The sequence below is a fragment of the Achromobacter seleniivolatilans genome (assembly GCF_030864005.1).
GTDB classification, from domain to species: Bacteria; Pseudomonadota; Gammaproteobacteria; order Burkholderiales; family Burkholderiaceae_B; genus Achromobacter; species Achromobacter seleniivolatilans.
The window spans coordinates 679,623-696,183 of sequence record NZ_CP132976.1 but is presented as its reverse complement, the minus strand read 5'-3'; the positions used below and the strand labels follow the sequence as shown (position 1 = coordinate 696,183).

The following is a 16,561-nucleotide window of genomic DNA, read 5'->3' as shown; positions in this document are numbered from 1 at the left end:
ATTATCCATCATGACGATTGTTGTACACACACCAAACGCCAAAGCGCTCTGGGCTTCGATTCAGGACAACCTGAAGCGCACGGACGACGTATCGGCAAGAGGCATCAGCACTTGGCGCAAAGACGACACGGGGCGCGCCGTCAAGATCTTCCACTCACCGCTTGCCGGCGGCCTGGATGACCGCGCTTATTTTGTCGGCACGGTGCGTACAGGCCAGTTGATGCTGCTGGACTTGCTACCGGGCAGCGCCCCCCTGAATTGGACACTTTTTGGCCTGTTGCATGGCCATTTGGTGGGCATGCTGATGACGGAATACGAAAGCGAAATCATGTCGCTCAATGTGTTCCCGAACCGCCCCGCACCTGATGCTTGACTGACAGAGCGCGCGTGCACATCACGCCGCGGGAATTGTTCGTGGCCAGCGACTCTGCCCGGGTGCTGGAATCCATAGACAGTGTGCAAACCCATGCACGCCACCATTCACAACCGCGAGCAGGCGCAGGCTTGGCTGAAATTGCGGGCTATGAGCCATCCATCATGCAGATTGAGGCATTCAAGCGCCTGGGTTGCCGCATGTTCATGGCCATCGTCGCGTTTTGATTGTCAGCCCGGCGATCTACGGTACTCGGGGCGGGTCACTTCAAACCCAACCTTTCGACCTGCGCTTGGTTCAGCACTTGAATTCCTTTAGCCCCCATTGCCGCGTAGTCTGTATCCAGCACCACTTGGTAGCGCAAACGATCCAGCGCTTGCCACTCTGATTCATCAATTCCCTGCACGGCTCCTTGAAGCACCTTGGCGGATGAAGTCCCCCAAGCGATCGGGCTGACACCCACACCCTGGTAGCGCGCGCCGTCGGTGCCGGTGAACACACACGTCACCGGGATGCGCTCTCCCACGGCATTTCGATGACCAGGCAGATCCTTAACCCTAGTGATGAACACGGCCCACACTTTGTCGTAAAGACCAATCCCGCCCAACGTCAATAGGAAAATCTGACCCTTCTCCGCCGCGCATACGATTGCCGGATTCAGCACGCCGCGATCAAGATACCCTTGCGGACGGTTCTGGGTAGCTACATACCCTGCGATCACCAGGATCGTAAGACCAAGGCAAGCCGTTAGGGCCCCGAACACCATCGCCCCTGCAGACGACGATGAGAGCAGATAGGACGCCGCCGCGATCAAACCCAGGGCCATGACGATCATCGCCGAAATTGTCTTGCGCGCTTCTTTTCGGCTCTGGTTGTAGCGGCGAGCATGCGCGATGTCGATCTTGAATTCCAGATGACGCTCTGCTGCGCTCCCATTCCTGATCGGTCCTGACCCCACCCGAAAAACGTCTGGTCCCACCGTCTCCAAGCTGTGTTGTTCCATCGTAAGTATTCCTATACGTTCATGCGATACCGAGTTCTAAGGGTTATATAACGTGCCAATGCGAAGCGGGATAGCGATCCTTCGAAATATATGGAGTACGAGACCTGCCATCAAAAATTTCGTACTGCAGCGCACAAGCCTCTTCATGCGGACAGCACCGAAACTAATGGCGTGGCCGATCCTCAGTGACATTGCGAATAATGGGACGCCACTGATAGACAGCAAACCGCAGTGGATGATGTAGTCATCGGTTTGCCAACACATAGCCGCACGCCATGCCAACCAATCCAATCGTCATCGACGATGAACCCGCTTTCGAGTGGGACGAAGCTCCGCCGCTGTCACCCGCACTATTCGAATTTCGGCCGCCCGGAGTGCCTGATAGCGCAAGGGCAATTCATGACGAGACCACAGACGCAATCATTGGGTATCAGGCAGGCTTTGGCGGAATTTTTCGCAACTACGATCTCACCGGGCAGCTGCAATCCATCGAAGAGCTGCCCTTAGAGGCGCCACTGATAGATCCCCTGGACGCGGTTTTGCTCGTAGGGACGGCGTGGAAGGTGGGATCACGGCTGGTTCGTGGCGCCGTGCTGGCGCGTGCGGGCGTAACTGTCAGCCAATCGACCCTGATCGGCCTGCGAACCCGCTTCTTTGCGCTTTCCAAAAAGCAGCTGCGTTTCACTGCAAAAGCGTTGCTGCACATGGGCGAAGCAGGCCGTTTCGTGCCTGTGCATATACTTCGGTTAGCAATTCTGTATGGCAAACGAGCACCCGACCCAAGAAACGCAGTGGGATACTTCATGTATACGATCACCGTAACCGTGCGAGGCAAGCCATATCTGCTGGAAGTCTTGGTTCACGAACGGAACTACACCATCGCGCATTTTTTATATAAATAATCATGTCCACGATCAGCGTCGACGCTCAGCCAGCCATTGCCCCCGCGCGAGTGAGTGTCGGATGGGACTCGGACATTCACAACCTTTATTGCACCATTGAATATCCCGCGAAGAACACCACCGATCCCGCGCCGCCACGTCTCTTGAGCGACGTGTTGGACCAACAATGGCCTCTTCCAATTCCACGCTGGGTAATTGTCGCGGACGCCCTATCCATGGTCCTCGACGCCGGCAAGCGCCTGAAAGACTTCGACATCCGTACGAATCCTTCCGATTGGACGCTTACTTCAATAGCACCAGCAATCGGTGCGTTTGCACAGCCATACGTACAAGCGCCATTCGACGACCACGGCGATGCCACGTGCCGCCCCGTTGAAGCGGAAGAATACGATTCCGAGCATGGAATTTTTTGCCTGAGTTGGGGACAGGCGCAGCGCTGGTGTGTGGTTGCTCCCACGTTGGCGCTAGGACTGGCCGAAGATGGCGCCCTGATGAGAATTCAGCTGAGTGAGTTCTGGGTGTAGGGTCAGACAGCCTGGTCACTAACATTTGGTGCTACCCAAGAAACCCAAGTAGATCAGTGAGCTCAGGTCGCCAGCTCTAAAACCAGCCGGTCAATTTAGCTATTCAGAATCCGCTTAACCTCGTCAAAAAACGAAGCGGCGGTGTGCCCCAAAGTTGCCGGGTCGATCGATTTCCAAAGTTGCCTAAAAGCCGCATCGGAATTTGCACCATAGTTCGCGAGAAAGGCGTTCATTTCTAAACACACCTTATGGACAGTCTCCGCGTTAGACCCGCTCTTGTAATCCTGAACAATTTCCGCGATGGTTTCACCAGTGTCAACCCAGTCCTGATGAAACCAACCACCCATAAATTGCTCAAGTTCGGGATATTGGCCACGAACAATGTTCATAAAATCAGTCCAAATACGCAGTCAAAATGAAATACGGCATGCCATTGTAGGCTTGCCTTTTCAGCACAAGCACAAGCTCCGTTCCCTTTACTACTTCAGAAGCGCCGCGGTTGAGCACAACTCCGATATCACCAGACACAGATCCGTAAAGAGTTAATTTTTGACTGCCGGAGGTCATCGCAGCCCAATCTTCTACTCGTGCCGCTTCCCGACGCATAAGCGCGTTTACGGCATGCTCTGCATCTGCGACCGAATGAAAAGTTGACGCAGCCGGCAGATTTGGATTTGCCCGCAAACGTGCTTCAAGATAGGCCCTTGTCTTTCCGACATGCTTTCCAAGAGTATGCCCCCCGATTCCACCGGCTACCGCGGCCTCATGCCTCGACAGGGATATCCGACCGGCAACAATGCTTGACACCCTTGCCGCCTTGATCGCCCCCGCAAACCCGATTGGCACGCCTATCTCGGCGGCTATGCCCACCGCCAGACCTGAACCAGGTGTCGCACCGAGCCTAGTGGCGAGTTCCGCAAAGCCCCTGTCTGTCAGCGAACTTATTTGTTTCCCGGTCCAGACCTCTTGCAGCCCTGTCGACGCTGTATCTATGCCGTGGCCACCCAAAACCACGCAGCCGACCTTCGTGGCACCAGTTGGCTCCGGCACAGCGCATAACGCGGCGCCACCGATCATTTCCGCTACGCCGCCAGCTAGTTTTAAACCGCCCCACAAGCGATTCGAGAGCGTCGTCTCGCTGTTAACCGACTCACCTTGCAGTATCGCCGCCAACTGCACGGGCGTGAGCACAATGCTAATGCTTGATTCCTCGTCCATCCGTTCACCCCATCATTTGATAGAACGACGAATGTCACGAAATGCAGTACCTCTGTCGATCAGGGGCGTCTGAAACTAACGGGCATATCTGACAGCCTCGCAAGCCGAAATGCAAAACGCCCCGGTTTTTGGCCGAGGCGTTTCTTTAGGGCGGACCTACTTCATGTATGGGCGAACTCTGCTGATCTTGTCGCGCATTATCAAGCGCGGGCAGCAATACATCCCCTTCCAGGACCGCCACGATCTTCGCGTCGCACATTCGGATATAAGGCGCTTGAGGGCTGCGCGGCGTGTGCCTCTATCAGCACACGTAGGCTGTGGCCATGATCATCCGCGTTTATGGAATGGATGCCGTCCGCTAATCCCGATGCCGGTGGGAAGGCCGTCGGCCTGTTCGGGGAAAAGCTGGCATCAAGTGGGTATTCCGGAGCCAAAACGGCCCCAAGACACCCAAAATGACAGAGAAAAAACTAAGTCATTGATATTGCTGGGAAAAACTGGTGCGAAGGAGGGGACTCGAACCCCTACACCTGTTACGGCGTCAGGACCTAAACCTGGTGCGTCTACCAATTTCGCCACCTTCGCTATAGGCCAAGCCCGCTATTGTAGCTTGCTTGTTAAAATCTTGCGTCATGAATCCGCGCCTCGATGCTTTACACCCCTATCCGTTCGAAAAACTGCGGGCGTTGCTGGCTTCTGCCAGCTCGCAGCCGGACGGTCTGACGCCCATCAATTTGTCGATTGGCGAGCCTAAACACGCCTCGCCCGAACGCATCGCGCAAGCGATACGGGACCATATGGACGGGCTGTCGGTCTATCCGTCCACCAAGGGTGATCCGGCTTTGCGGCAGGCGATCTCGGCTTGGCTGGCGCGCCGCTACAGCATTCCCGCACCGGATGCTGATACCCAGGTGCTGCCGGCGCTGGGTTCGCGTGAGGCCCTGTTTGCGTTTACGCAGACGGTGATCGACCCCGCTGCGGATTCGGTCGTTATCTGCCCCAATCCGTTCTATCAGATCTACGAAGGCGCCACGGTGCTGGCGGGCGCCACGCCCTACTTCGTTAACGCCGATCCGTTACGCAACTTTGCGGGCGATTGGAACAGGGTGCCGGCCGAGGTCTGGAAAAAAACGCGGCTGGTATTCGTTTGCTCGCCCGGCAACCCGGCGGGCAACGTGATGTCGTTGGACGAATGGGAAACGCTGTTCGAACTGTCCGACCGATACGGTTTTGTCATCGCGTCGGACGAGTGCTATTCCGAAATTTATCTGGACGAAGGCAATCCTCCCTTGGGAGGCCTTCAGGCCGCGCGCCGCCTGGGCCGGGACGACTACCGGAACCTTGTGGCGTTCTCCAGCCTGTCCAAGCGATCCAACGTGCCGGGGCTGCGTTCCGGCTTTGTGGCGGGCGATGCGGCGCTGATTGGCCGCTTCCTGCTGTATCGCACGTATCATGGCAGTGCGATGAGTCCGCTGGTGTCTGCGGCAAGCGTCGCAGCATGGACGGACGAGGCCCACGTGAAGGACAACCGCCGCCTGTACCGTGAGAAATTCGACGCGGTCGTGCCCATCCTGCAAAACGTGCTGGATGTGTCACGCCCGCAAGCATCTTTTTACCTGTGGGCGGCCACGCCCGGACCCGATACGGCGTTCGCCCGCGACCTTTATGGGCGCACCGGTGTTACCGTTCTGCCGGGCAGTTTCCTGGCCCGGGAGGCGCATGGCGTAAATCCCGGCCAGGGCCGCATCCGTATTGCTTTGGTGGCGCCATTGGCTGACTGCGTGCAGGCAGCCGAGCGCATCGCCCATTTTGTACACACTTCTGTTTGATCAACCTTTAAAAGCTGAGCCGCTATGACTCTCGACTTGCAGACCACCATCGAAAAAGCCTGGGATGACCGGGCCAACCTGTCGCCCACCGATGCCAGCGCCGAAGTGCGTGAAGCGGTGGAACACACCATCGACGGCCTGGATCTGGGCCGCCTGCGCGTCGCTGAAAAAATCGACGCTGACTGGGTCGTACACCAGTGGATTAAAAAGGCCGTGCTGCTGTCGTTCCGTCTGAACGACAACGCCATCATGGGCCAGGCTCCGCTGCAGTTCTACGACAAGGTGCCGCTCAAGTTCTCGGAATACGGCGACAACGCCTTCAAGCAAGGCGGCTACCGCGTGGTGCCGCCCGCCGTCGCCCGCCGCGGCGCCTTCATCGGCCGCAATGTGGTGCTGATGCCCTCCTACGTGAACATCGGCGCCTACGTCGACGAAGGCACCATGGTTGACACCTGGGCCACCGTCGGTTCGTGCGCGCAGATCGGCAAGAACGTCCACCTGTCGGGCGGCGTGGGCATCGGCGGCGTGCTGGAACCCCTGCAAGCCAACCCCACCATCATTGAAGACAACTGCTTCATCGGCGCCCGTTCGGAAGTCGTGGAAGGCGTGGTCGTGGAAGAAAACTCGGTGTTGGCCATGGGCGTGTTCCTGTCGCAAAGCACCAAGATTTTTGACCGTGCCACGGGCAAGATCACCTATGGCCGCGTGCCCTCGGGTTCGGTCGTGGTTCCGGGTTCGCTGCCGTCGGCCGATGGCTCGCACAGCCTGGCTTGCGCCGTCATCGTCAAGCGTGTCGACGCGCAAACGCGCGCCAAGACCAGCATCAATGATTTGCTGAGGGCGTAAATGAGCACGTCAGCCGTACTGGATCTGGTCAAAGACCTGATCGCCCGCCCGTCGGTCACCCCGGCGGATGAAGACTGCCAGACGGCGCTTGCCGCCCGGCTGGAACGCATTGGCTTCAAGTGCGAGACCATCGCACAGGGTGGCGTCACCAATCTGTGGGCCAGGCGCGGAAGCGCCGCGCCGCTGACCGTTTTTGCCGGTCACACTGATGTGGTGCCGCCGGGTCCGCTCGCAAAGTGGGACAGCGACCCGTTCGTGCCCACGGAGCGGGACGGCTGGCTGTACGGCCGCGGTGCGGCCGACATGAAGAGCTCGATCGCTGCTTTCGTGGTGGCGGCCGAGGAATTCGTGGCGGCCCATCCGCAACATGATGGCTCGATCGCGCTCTTGATCACATCCGACGAAGAAGGTCCGTCCATCGACGGAACCGCCATCGTCTGCGATGCGTTGAAAGCGCGCGGCGAAAAGCTGGACTACTGCATCGTCGGCGAACCCACGTCCGGCGATGTGCTGGGTGATACCTGCAAGAACGGCCGCCGCGGCTCGCTGTCAGGCAAGCTGACGGTCAAGGGCATTCAAGGCCACGTGGCGTACCCGCACCTGGCGCGCAACCCGGTCCATCAGTTGTCGCCTGCGCTGGCCGAGATCGTCAACATTGAATGGGATCAGGGCAACGAATACTTCCCGCCCACAACGTTCCAGGTGTCCAACCTGAACTCGGGCACGGGCGCCACAAACGTGGTGCCTGGCGAAGCCGTAGCACTGTTCAACTTCCGTTTCTCGACGGCCAGCACGCCGGAAAGCCTGAAGGCTCGTGTACACGCTGTGCTGGACAAGCACGGTCTGGAATACGACTTGGATTGGGAACTGGGCGGCGAGCCCTTCCTGACCCCGCGCGGATCGTTGACGGATGCGTTGGTGCAGGCCATTCACGCCGAAACCGGCGTGACCGCCGAACTGTCCACCACGGGTGGCACGTCCGACGGCCGCTTCATCGCCAAGATCTGTCCGCAGGTAATCGAGTTCGGACCCGGCAACGCTACGATCCACAAGGTCAACGAGCGTGTCGAAGTGGCCTCGCTGAATCCGCTCAAGAACATTTATCGGCGCACGCTGGAAAACCTCCTCTTGCCCAAGTAGACCTACATGTATCAATCCGCCCGTCAAGAATTGCTTACCCTGCGCGACCTTATCCGTTATGGAGTGTCGCGGCTGAACGGCGCCCAGGTGGCGCTGGGGCATGGCAGCGACAACGCCTGGGACGAAGCGGTCTATCTGACGCTGCACGCCCTGCATCTGCCGCTGGACACGCTGGAACCGTTCCTGGACGCCCGCGTGGTGCGTGAAGAGCGCGACCGCGTGCTGGACTTGCTGGAACGGCGCGTGACCGAGCGTCTTCCTGCCGCCTATCTGACCAACGAGGCCTGGCTGCGCGGCCATCGCTTCTACGTGGATCAACGCGTCATCGTGCCGCGCTCGCCCATCGCAGAATTGCTGGACCAGGGCTTGTCGCCCTGGGTTCAGGACGCTTTCGCGGTTGAAAACGTGCTGGATATGTGTACGGGTTCTGGCTGCCTGGCTATTCTGTCCGCCATGGCCTTTCCCCACGCCCATGTGGACGCGGTGGATGTGTCGCCGGACGCGCTGGAAGTCGCCCGCCGCAACGTGGACGACTACGGCCTGGCTGACCGCCTGGATCTGCACGAAAGCAATCTGTTTGACGGTCTGCCAGCGCGCCAATACGACGTGATCATCTGCAACCCGCCTTACGTCAACAGTGGCTCCATGAACGTGTTGCCGCAGGAATACCTGCATGAACCGCAGTTGGCGCTGGCCGGCGGCGAGGACGGCATGGATCTGGTGCGGCGCATTCTGGAAGCCGCGCCGCGCTACCTGACGCAAGACGGCGTGATCGTGTTGGAAATCGGCCATGAACGCGATTTCTTTGAAGCCGCCTTCCCGCATCTGTCACCCGTGTGGCTGGATACGGAAGAGGCATCGGACCAGCTTCTGCTGCTTACCCGCGAGCAACTCAGCCTGTGATACGCGCTACTGGATTGACCCTGCGCCGAGGCACGAAAGTGCTGTTGGACAACGCAGAATTCGTCGTGCATCCGGGGGAGCGCGTGGGCATCGTGGGCAAGAACGGCGCCGGCAAGTCCTCGCTGTTCGCGCTCCTGACAGGCGCATTGGACCTGGACGCCGGCACTGTCGCTCTACCTGCCGGCTGGCGTATCGCCAGCGTTAAACAGGAACTTGATGCCGACGAGCGCCCTGCCCGCGAATTCGTGATCGACGGCGATACTCACCTGCGCGAATTGCAAGCGCGCCGCGCTGAACTGACGGACGATCAGGGCACGCAGATCGCGGAAGTAGAAGCCGCGCTGGTAGAAGCTGGCGCCTGGAGCGCAGCTTCGCGCGCCGAGCAACTGCTGGCGGGTCTGGGTTTCAAGCCCAATGAATGGATGCAGCCGGTTGAAAGCTTTTCCGGCGGATGGCGCATGCGTCTGGCGCTAGCCAGCGCGCTGATGGCGCCGTCCGAACTGTTGCTGCTGGACGAACCCACCAACCACTTGGATCTGGACGCCATGTTGTGGCTGGAGAAATGGCTGGGCGCCTATCCGGGCACCGTCATGCTGATCTCCCACGACACCGAGTTCCTGGACGCGGTAGCCAAATCCATTTTGCATTTCGACCATGCAAAGCTCGTCCGCTACCGCGGCGGCTATGGCGACTTTCTGACGCAACGCGCCGAGCGCCTGCGCCAAACGAATATCGCCTATGAACGCCAGACTCGCGAATCCGCCCGTCTGCAAGGTTTTATTGACCGTTTCAAAGCCAAAGCGTCCAAGGCTAAACAAGCACAGAGCCGCGTCAAGGCACTGGCCCGCATGCAAGTGCTCGCGCCCTTGCAGGCCGAGGCTGGCATCGACATCCGCATCCCATCGCCGGACCAGGTGCCCGACCCGTTGCTGACGCTGGAGCATCTGTCGGCCGGCTACACCGATGCAGACGGCAACGCGGTGCCCATTCTGCGCGACGTGACCTTGATGGTGCGCGCAGGCAGCCGTGTAGGCGTGCTGGGCGCCAACGGCGCCGGCAAGAGCACGCTGATCAAGACGCTGGCCGAAGAGATCCCCGTGCAAGCCGGAGAACGCCGCGCCTCCCGCGGGCTGGCCATCGGCTACTTCCATCAGCATCAGCTGGACATGCTGGACGTGGACAGCACCCCGATCGCGCACCTGGCCCGCCTGGCGCCTGAAACCCGCGAGCAAGAACTGCGTAACTATCTGGGCGGCTTCGGCTTTTCTGGTGACACCGTCACCAGCAAGGTAGGCCCGATGTCTGGCGGCGAAAAAGCGCGCTTGGCGCTGTCTTTGATCGTCTGGCAAAAGCCCAACCTGCTGTTGCTGGACGAACCAAGCAACCACTTGGACGTGGAAACGCGGGAAGCGCTAGCCACGGCGTTGGCGGACTTTGGCGGCAGCATGCTGCTGGTGTCGCACGATCGCCACCTGCTGCGCACCACGGTGGACAGTTTCTGGATCGTGGCGGACGGCAAGGTAAGCGAGTTCGACGGCGACCTGGAGGATTACCGCGACTGGCTCGCTGCACGCAACGCAGGCGAACGCGCCGAGGCCGCGCGCGAAAATGCCGATGGCAGCGAACCCGTGGTCGATCGCAAGGCGCAACGCCGGGCCGAGGCCGAGCAGCGTCAACGCCTGTCGGCCTTACGCAAGCCGCTGGAAGCGAAGGTAGCCAAGGTCGAAACCGAAATGGAGAAGCTGCGCGTCAAGCTGCATGCGCTGGACGCGATTATTGCCGACCCGGATCTGTACTCGGATGCGCGCCGCACCGAACGCCAAAAAGTCATGGCCGAACATGGCGAACACGGTAAGCGTATCGACGAGCTGGAAGAGCAGTGGCTGGAGCTTCAGGGATCGCTGGAAGAAATCGATCAGAGCGAAGCGTAGCCCACCGAGCGAGTAGCGGGCAGGCCCGTTGCTCGCTTGCCCCTGGCTCCTGGCCCTTATCTAGTAATAATAACCATTATCATTTATACTTCGTCGCGAATTTGACTCTATCTGGCGCACGACGCCAGCGATATGTCGACGCTTACGGACGTATTTCTCCGCCATTACCGCGAACTGCTGGGCTTTCTGTCGATGCGCACAGGCTCGCGAGACGTGGCTCAAGATTGTGCCCAGGACACCTGGATCAAACTCGCGGAGTTCAAGGATCGCACCCGGCCCGACAATGACCGCGCCTATGTATTCCGGGTCGCAGCCAACATTGCAACCGACTGGCACCGCCGCCGTAGCCGCGAACTGACAGCCACAGCCGACTATGCCGCCGCCCTGCCCACTGCGCATGCCGCAGACACATTTGATGTGGCAAGCGCCCATCAATTGCTGCGACGGCTTGAAGCTGCCCTGCTATCCCAACCGCGCCGCAGTCTGGACGTCTTCGTCCTGCATCGCCACGAAGGCCTGACGTACCGCGCTATTGCCGAACGCTTTGCGATCTCGGTCAGCGCCGTGGAAAAACACATGATGCGCATCCTGCTGGCCTGCGACCAGGCGCTGGCAGACTGATGGCCCAACCTTTCCCCGCCGATCCCACCGAAGAAGCCTCGCGTTGGGTCATCCTGAAAAGCGGCCAGCACCTGGACGACGACGCGCACGCCGCGTTCGAAGCCTGGCATCGCGCGGATGCACGCCACGCCGCCGCCTACGACCGCCTATCGCGCCTGTGGCGCCGGATGGGTGAGATCGATCGGGGCAAGCTCGCCAAACGCCCTGCCCGCAAGCTGCGCGCCACCGTCATGCTGACACTGCTTGCGGCCACCTTCGCTGGCTGGTTCGGTTCCACCCGCCCTGAACTACAGGCCGACTATCTGACCACTGCCAGCCTGCGCCAGATTTCGCTGCCCGACGGTTCCATCGTTGTACTGGACGCCCATAGCGCGCTGGCGCTTAACTTTGCAGACGGCCGCCGCGAAGTCCGTTTACTGGCGGGCCGAGCCCTGTTTGAGCCAGTGCCGCGGCAGCCAGGCATGGCAGCGTTCTCAGTGGTCACAGGGGACGCCACCGCGACCGCTTTGGGCACCCGCTACACAGTGGAACGTCTGGAAGGCAAAACGCGTGTATCGGTGTTGGAGCATCAGGTCGAAGTAGGCTGCCTGCCTTGCACAGAGGCGCAGCACGCGACGTTGTCGGCTGGCGAAGCCGTTGACGTGTCCGCAGCAGGCATCACGCGCCAAACGCAGGCTGGCGCAGCCACGCCCGGCTGGTCGCGAGGCTTACTCAGCTTTGACGATGTCCCGCTGCAATCCGCGGCGGACGAGCTGGCGCGCTACACCGGCAAAACCATCCTGGTGATGAGCGATGCAGCCAAGGCCCAACGGGTGTCCGGTACCGCCAATGTGGCTGATCCTCAGCGCGCGCTGGAACTGCTATTGGCGCAAACACCAGTACGCGTAACCAATCTGCCGGGCCTGCTGATTCTGCGTTGAGCGGGCAATGCCTGTTCGCCCCAAAGTCACACGGCCCCGCATCAATCGGTAAATGAGAATCGATATAAATTATTCATGACGATTTCAGTGAGGGGTTTGAGGTGTGCGTACGTCCTACGGCTGACATTACTGCTTAGGACTTACGCATGTCTTCCCGCGTTTCTGGCCCTCGCGCTTGCGCCCGCCCTATTTCCGCCACCGCCGTTGCGCTGTGCGCGGCGCTGACGCTAACCGCGCCCATGTTGGCGCAGGCCCAAACCCACGCCACGCCCATCGCCTTCGATATTCCCTCCCAAGCGCTGGGCGCCGCCCTGCTCGCGCTAGGCCAGCAAGCCAATCTTGAAATCTCTTTTGTGCCGGCAACGGTCGCAGGCAAGACCGCTCCCGCATTGCACGGCACCTTGTCCCCGCTGGGCGCGTTGGATCAGTTGCTGCGCGGCTCCGGGCTGGCGTTCAAGGGTGACGGGCCCGGCCGCTACATCATCTATGTCGACAAGACGAATCAGTTTTCTGCGGCACGGCTGGACCCGGTGAAGGTGTATGGCGAGCAGGTGGGTGAACGCGTCTTTACGAAGGAAGAGATCGCCAACACGCCTACATCGAACAGGGATCTGAGTTCGCTGGTGGCGACGCATCCAGCCGTGCGCACGAACCCCGGCGCGAATAGTTCACAAAACCGCGGATCGCTGAACGTCGAAGACATTTCCTTCCACGGTTCCAGTCCATATCAGAACCTGTTTCAGATCGACGGCATGGACGCGACCAATCGTATTGATCCTGCCAGCAAGAATTTGAATTTGCAGGTGGGCAATATTCCCAGCAATCCGCAGTCGTACTTTGTGGATACCAGCCTGCTGGAAGAGGTACGCGTGCACGATAGTTTCGTACCCGTGGAATATGGACGCTTCACGGGTGGCGTCGTGGACGCGAAACTCAGGCGATTTTCCGGCGAGAACCACTTGAATCTGGACTACCGCTGGAACACGTCCAAGATGACGCAACAGAAGGTGGGCGATGGCGAAGAAAACAGCTGGGCACAAGGCAAGCCAGGATATTCGCCAGAATGGAAAAAGCGCTTCTATTCAGCTGTGGGCGATTTTGCTTTCAATGAAAAGACGGGCGCCGTGATTGCCATGTCGCGGCGCGAATCCGACATCACGCGTTGGAACATGGGCGTGGATGAAAAGGGATTGGCCGCCCCGGGTCAATCCACTTATCGCGACAGTATCGACAACTTCCTGGGAAAGTTCAGCGTGCGCGCCAGCGCTGATACGGTGGCAGACCTGACGCTTAAATACAGCGACCGCAGCGAAACGCTGGCCAGTGATTTGTTCCGCAATACCCGTTGGGACAACAACCATGCAGCACGCGGCATCAGCGCCAACATAGATCACTTGTTCCAAGGCGGACGGTTTTCATTGCAGGCGGGATGGGACCGCTCTTTAAGCAACCGCGAATCCAACGGCGACGAGCTGGTGTCATTCAAGCCATTCAATCTGCCGCTCTATACCGCAGGCGGCTTCGGCAAGGAACAGAAGCAGCAAGACACCTACACGCTAAAAGGCCGTATCGACCTGGAGCCGCTACGCACTGGAGTGTTCACGCATATTCCTTATGCGGGCGCGGAGCTGCAACAGGTGAATGCAGGATTTGAGCGGTTCCAGGAATCCTATTCATACCGCCGCAATATCAACCGCGATGGCTCGTATCAGGACGTCAGCAAAGTCCGCTATCTGCCCGGCACGGTGGACGTGAACTACAACATGATGAGCGTGTACCTCTCCGATCGCATCGAATGGGAACGGCTGGCGCTGGACGCAGGCGTGCGGTATGACCGCGAGACATTCCTGGGCAACAACAATGTGTCGCCACGAACACGTCTGGACTGGGACATGTTTGGGTCCGGCGACACGCTGCTGAGTGCAGGCTGGTCGCGATACTACGGCTCTCAGGTGCTTGAGACCGCTTTGGAAGCGGAAATCAGCCGCCTGCGCCGGCAAGTGCTGGATGCCAAGGGCAAGCCCGTGGCCAACGGCGGCAAGGAGTATTTCGTCGAATACAAAGGTCTGCGCATGCCCTACGACGATGAATGGGCAGTATCGCTGCGGCAGCGCGCCGCAGGTATGGAAGGGGTCGTCAGTTACGTACACCGCAACGGCCGTGACCAATGGGCCAAGACGGGCACCGATCAAAGCGGCTACCAATACACGAACGAAGGGTTATCCACGACGGATGGCGTAAGCCTCACTTTACGCACCCTGGAACCGTGGCGGCTGGGCCAAACGCGCTGGAATGCGCAGGCGTCCTGGAGCTGGCAGAAGCGCAAAACCAACAAAGATCTGGTCGAAGGCTATACCAGCGATGCCCGTGACCCTGGCGACTTTGTGCTCTACAACGGCTCGCAGATTCGCGCGATCGACCTGCCGCCAAATTCGTTTCACCAGCCCCAGACGGCCTCATTCAGCCTGATCGGCGCATGGCCTCAAACAGGCCTGACGTGGAGTAATATGTTGAATTGGCGCAGCAAACGCGACGCCGTGATTTATGTAGGCGTGGGGCCCAAGCCCTATTACTTGGACCGATATCAATCTGGCCAGGTGCCCGCGTATTGGACCTGGGACACCAAGCTGTTGTGGCAGCCCACGTTTGCCCGCAATCTGGAATTCACCGTTGAAGTCTTGAACGTGCTGAACCGGATGCCGGCGGTGACGGCCAGCAACCCGAATCTGAAAACCAACCGCAGCACTTATCAATCGGGACGTGAGCTATGGCTGCAAGTCGGCTACCGCTTCTGACATTCAGCGTCCTGCTCGTGCTAAGCGCAACTTCCGCGATGGCACAAGCCCTGCCCGCGGCGCCTCGCGATCCTGGTACGCCCGCATGTCGTGCACAGGGGGCTTGGGACGCTGCTTGCCTGCGTCAGCAGTATGCGCAGCCCGCTTCGGCTTGGCCTGCACCCGTGTTGGACCCCGGAGTAAGCTGGACGGAATGGGCGGCAGTGCCGCCTGCGTCCAGTCCGCCCTTGCAGTGGACGGCTGCCAATGTGAATCAAGAGGAGCTGGCTGCCGACGTCGCGCGGCCAGACATTGTGATGCTGGGGCAGACACTGTTCTTCGACAGCCGCTTGTCGCGCAAGGGGCAAGTGTCCTGTGCAAGTTGCCATCTGCCACAACGCGCCTTCACCGATGGCCGCCCCTTGGCCGTAGGCGAAGATCAACTGATGGGCCGGCGCCGTTCCACGCCGCTATACGCCGCGCCCTTCGCACCGAGGCTGTTCTGGGATGGACGTGCCGGCAGTCTGAAGGAGCAGGTGATGGGTCCGCTGCATGATCCCAGAGAAATGAATCACGACGCAGCGGGGGCCGTGGCACGGCTGCGGGATACGTCCTTCTATCCTGCGCAATTCATGCGTGCCTTCGGGACTGCGACGGAAAATCCTTCGGCGGTAGATGCCGATCGCCTGTCCCGCGCGCTCGCTGCGTATGTAGCCACCCTGCGTCCCGAGCCCACGCGATTCGATGCGTTTCTGGCCGGCCGTGCTAATGCCTTGAACGACACGGAATTGCTGGGTCTGCATCTATTTCGTACGCAGGCCCGCTGCATGAATTGCCACAGCGGCCCCTTGCTTACAGATCACCAGTTCCACAACATCGGGCTGTCATTCTATGGCCGGCGCAATCAGGATCTGGGGCGTTTTGAAGCCACGCGCGATCCCGCAGATCTGGGCAAATTCCGCACACCCAGCCTGCGCAACGTGTCGCTGGCCGGACCCTGGATGCATAACGGGCTGTTCCCGGATTTGAAGGGCTTGCTAAGGATGTACAACGCTGGCATGGGCCGGGAAGCGGCGTCCGCCCAATCCACCGGCCTGAACGCAGCAGACCCGTATGTGCCGCGCAAGTCCGTTCACATCCAGCCGCTTGATTTAAGCGCAGACGACATCGACGCCTTGTTGGCGTTCATGAAGGTCTTGTAATAAGCGAGAAAGACGGCGCTCTGTGGCTTGAGCAATGCAAGCCACAGAGCGCCGTCAGCCTGGACTTTACGAGTAGGGGCGCTCGCGCAGGCGGGTGTGATGATCGACCACGACGTCGATCACTTCACGCAGGATCGTTTCGGCCAAAGCGGCGGGCACGCCCGCTTCTTCGGCCAAGCGGCGAATGCGTTCGACCTGTTGGGATTCCCGCTTGGGATCGACCAGGTCCATGCCGTGATTCGTCTTCAGTTCGCCGATCATGTCGGTGCAACGGAATCTCACACCCAACAGCAGCATGATCTGCTGATCGATTTCATCGACCTCGGCGCGCAGGGACGCTAACTCGGCTTGCGGGGACTCGTTGTTGGCCATGTC

17 protein-coding genes and 1 tRNA gene are annotated in these 16,561 nt (G+C 59.8%); 13 read left to right on the top strand and 5 right to left on the bottom strand.

The window, feature by feature from the left end; translation table 11 throughout:
- Positions 1-10 precede the first annotated feature (10 nt).
- Entirely contained in the window at positions 11-373 is a 363-nt protein-coding gene (locus RAS12_RS03125) for a hypothetical protein (RefSeq protein WP_306945037.1), read from the top strand.
- The gene (locus tag RAS12_RS03120) at positions 370-600 is read left to right on the top strand and encodes a hypothetical protein (RefSeq protein ID WP_306945036.1); all 231 of its coding nucleotides are present in this window, start codon (positions 370-372) and stop codon (positions 598-600) included. Before RAS12_RS03125 ends, RAS12_RS03120 begins: the two co-directional genes overlap by 4 nt.
- Positions 601-635: 35 nt before the next feature.
- Here the strand turns inward: RAS12_RS03120 and RAS12_RS03115 are convergent, their stop codons facing one another.
- Positions 636-1,376, bottom strand: coding sequence for a DUF3239 domain-containing protein (locus RAS12_RS03115; RefSeq protein ID WP_306945035.1), 741 nt, complete (start codon positions 1,374-1,376; stop codon positions 636-638).
- 275 nt (positions 1,377-1,651) lie between these two features.
- On the opposite strand from RAS12_RS03115, the gene RAS12_RS03110 reads away from it, so the two are divergent.
- Together RAS12_RS03110 and RAS12_RS03105 are read left to right on the top strand one after the other, a co-directional pair.
- Positions 1,652-2,278, top strand: a complete 627-nt coding sequence (locus RAS12_RS03110) for a hypothetical protein (RefSeq protein WP_306945034.1) — start codon at positions 1,652-1,654, stop codon at positions 2,276-2,278.
- 2 nt (positions 2,279-2,280) lie between these two features.
- Entirely contained in the window at positions 2,281-2,802 is a 522-nt protein-coding gene (locus tag RAS12_RS03105) for a hypothetical protein (RefSeq protein WP_306945033.1), read from the top strand.
- Positions 2,803-2,897: 95 nt separating this feature from the next.
- Here the strand turns inward: RAS12_RS03105 and RAS12_RS03100 are convergent, their stop codons facing one another.
- The 3 genes from RAS12_RS03100 to RAS12_RS03090 form a co-directional block, all read right to left on the bottom strand.
- Complete coding sequence (locus RAS12_RS03100; protein ID WP_306945032.1) at positions 2,898-3,191, bottom strand: contact-dependent growth inhibition system immunity protein; 294 nt, start codon at positions 3,189-3,191, stop codon at positions 2,898-2,900.
- Positions 3,192-3,195: 4 nt separating this feature from the next.
- On the bottom strand, positions 3,196-4,020 hold the full coding sequence (locus RAS12_RS03095; protein WP_306945031.1) for an RNase A-like domain-containing protein: 825 nt from the start codon (positions 4,018-4,020) through the stop codon (positions 3,196-3,198).
- A gap of 498 nt (positions 4,021-4,518) precedes the next feature.
- Positions 4,519-4,605: transfer RNA gene (locus RAS12_RS03090), tRNA-Leu, on the bottom strand.
- A gap of 47 nt (positions 4,606-4,652) precedes the next feature.
- On the opposite strand from RAS12_RS03090, the gene dapC reads away from it, so the two are divergent.
- From dapC to RAS12_RS03045, 9 genes are all read left to right on the top strand, one after another.
- Complete coding sequence (gene dapC, locus RAS12_RS03085; protein ID WP_306945030.1) at positions 4,653-5,849, top strand: succinyldiaminopimelate transaminase; 1,197 nt, start codon at positions 4,653-4,655, stop codon at positions 5,847-5,849.
- 24 nt (positions 5,850-5,873) lie between these two features.
- The gene (dapD, locus tag RAS12_RS03080) at positions 5,874-6,695 is read left to right on the top strand and encodes a 2,3,4,5-tetrahydropyridine-2,6-dicarboxylate N-succinyltransferase (RefSeq protein WP_306945029.1); all 822 of its coding nucleotides are present in this window, start codon (positions 5,874-5,876) and stop codon (positions 6,693-6,695) included.
- A complete protein-coding gene (gene dapE, locus RAS12_RS03075; protein ID WP_306945028.1) occupies positions 6,696-7,835 on the top strand; it encodes a succinyl-diaminopimelate desuccinylase in 1,140 nt (379 codons plus the stop codon).
- Between the two features lie 6 nt (positions 7,836-7,841).
- The gene (gene prmB / locus RAS12_RS03070) at positions 7,842-8,738 is read left to right on the top strand and encodes a 50S ribosomal protein L3 N(5)-glutamine methyltransferase (RefSeq protein ID WP_306945027.1); all 897 of its coding nucleotides are present in this window, start codon (positions 7,842-7,844) and stop codon (positions 8,736-8,738) included.
- Complete coding sequence (locus RAS12_RS03065) at positions 8,735-10,669, top strand: ABC-F family ATP-binding cassette domain-containing protein (RefSeq protein ID WP_306945026.1); 1,935 nt, start codon at positions 8,735-8,737, stop codon at positions 10,667-10,669. Before prmB ends, RAS12_RS03065 begins: the two co-directional genes overlap by 4 nt.
- 132 nt (positions 10,670-10,801) lie before the next feature.
- Positions 10,802-11,290: an RNA polymerase sigma factor gene (locus RAS12_RS03060; RefSeq protein WP_306945025.1), complete on the top strand. Its 489-nt coding sequence runs from the start codon at positions 10,802-10,804 to the stop codon at positions 11,288-11,290.
- Entirely contained in the window at positions 11,290-12,210 is a 921-nt protein-coding gene (locus tag RAS12_RS03055) for a FecR family protein (RefSeq protein WP_306945024.1), read from the top strand. The genes RAS12_RS03060 and RAS12_RS03055 overlap by 1 nt, the downstream gene beginning before the upstream one ends.
- 239 nt (positions 12,211-12,449) lie before the next feature.
- Positions 12,450-15,005 (top strand): TonB-dependent receptor plug domain-containing protein, encoded by a 2,556-nt coding sequence (locus RAS12_RS03050; protein ID WP_371321289.1) that lies wholly within the window; start codon positions 12,450-12,452, stop codon positions 15,003-15,005.
- Positions 15,006-15,169: 164 nt separating this feature from the next.
- Complete coding sequence (locus RAS12_RS03045; protein ID WP_306945022.1) at positions 15,170-16,186, top strand: cytochrome-c peroxidase; 1,017 nt, start codon at positions 15,170-15,172, stop codon at positions 16,184-16,186.
- Positions 16,187-16,252: 66 nt separating this feature from the next.
- On the opposite strand, the gene RAS12_RS03040 is transcribed toward RAS12_RS03045, so the two are convergent.
- On the bottom strand, positions 16,253-16,558 hold the full coding sequence (locus RAS12_RS03040; protein ID WP_306945021.1) for a chorismate mutase: 306 nt from the start codon (positions 16,556-16,558) through the stop codon (positions 16,253-16,255).
- Positions 16,559-16,561 lie beyond the last annotated feature (3 nt).